The 1,250-nt window shown below is 47.3% G+C and carries 1 protein-coding gene; it reads right to left on the reverse strand.

Translation table 11 applies throughout. The features are described 5' to 3' along the window. On the reverse strand, positions 1-1,250 hold a 1,250-nt coding region (locus tag R7Q46_RS24915; RefSeq protein ID WP_318077892.1), incomplete at both ends, for a sensor histidine kinase.

A 1,250-nucleotide genomic window follows, 5' to 3' on the forward strand; every position in this document is an offset into this window, starting at 1 on the left:
CACCAAGGGTTGAAGTGTAAAACTTGGCAGCTTGATATCGAGCAATTTTGGATCGATATCTATTTCTACTTCCAAGCGATCCGTGAAGCGTGCTTTTTCGATACTGAGGTAAGAATTGACGTGTGCAAGCTCTTCTTTCAGTGTCACTGTATTGATGTTCTGCTTTAAGTTGCTGCGGAAAAAGTGCGATAAATTTTGAATTAATTCGCGGGCTTTATCTGGATCGCGGCGCGTAATCGCACTGATGGTATTGAGCGCGTTAAACAAAAAGTGAGGGTTTACCTGCGCGTGCAGCAGTTTGATTTCTGCCTGCGCTAACAGCGCTTGTTGTTGTTGATAATCGCCATACAAAATTTGGCTGGAGAGCAACTGAGCTATCCCTTCTGCCATTGACATGTTGGCGGTTGAGAACAGCTTACGCTTAGGTTCATAGAGTTTGATTGTTCCGATGACCGCTTTACCCGCACGCAATGGAATGATCAACGCCGAACCGAGTTTGCAATCTTTCGCCAAAGAACACTGATACGGACGCTCTGTACCATCAAGGTAGATGATGTCGTTTTTCTCCATCGAATCTAATGTGCTTTGCGATGAAATAGGCGTATTCGGTCTATGGTGGTCATCGCCAATACCGACAAACGCCAAAATCTTCTCTTGGTCAGTAATTGCAACTGCGCCAACCTTGGTTTCTTCGTAAATGATACGAGCGATTTTTTCTGCATTCTCGGTGTTAAAACCGTTGCTCAAAATGCCTACGGAGCGATCGGCGATGGTAAGCGCACGGCGTGAAAAGGTAGCGGAGTACTTTTCAAAAATGGTTTTTCTATCTTGTAGGATGCTCATGAAAAGTGCGGCACCGAACGAGTTGGCAATGATCATCGGAGCGGCAATCGCTGACACCAGTTCGTAGGCTTGGTCGAAGGGTTTGGCTACCGCCAACAACAAAATCATCTGCACAACTTCGGCAACAAATGTCACGCTGAACACCACGCTTGGGTTGAACAGCAATGCGCCCTTGTTGCGTTTGATAAGGTAGACATGTAACAAGCCACCAATCACGCCTTCAGCAGTGGTTGAAATAGCACAGGCTAGGTCGGTAAAGCCACCAAGGGAATAACGATGAATCCCGCCGGTTAAGCCGACAGCAAAACCGACTACTGGCCCGCCGAACAACCCACCCATGACAGCGCCAAGTTCACTCGTGTTGGCGATCTCATCATTGATGTGCATACCAAAGGACTTCCCGAGTA

The organism is Vibrio sp. 811 (assembly GCF_033339195.1).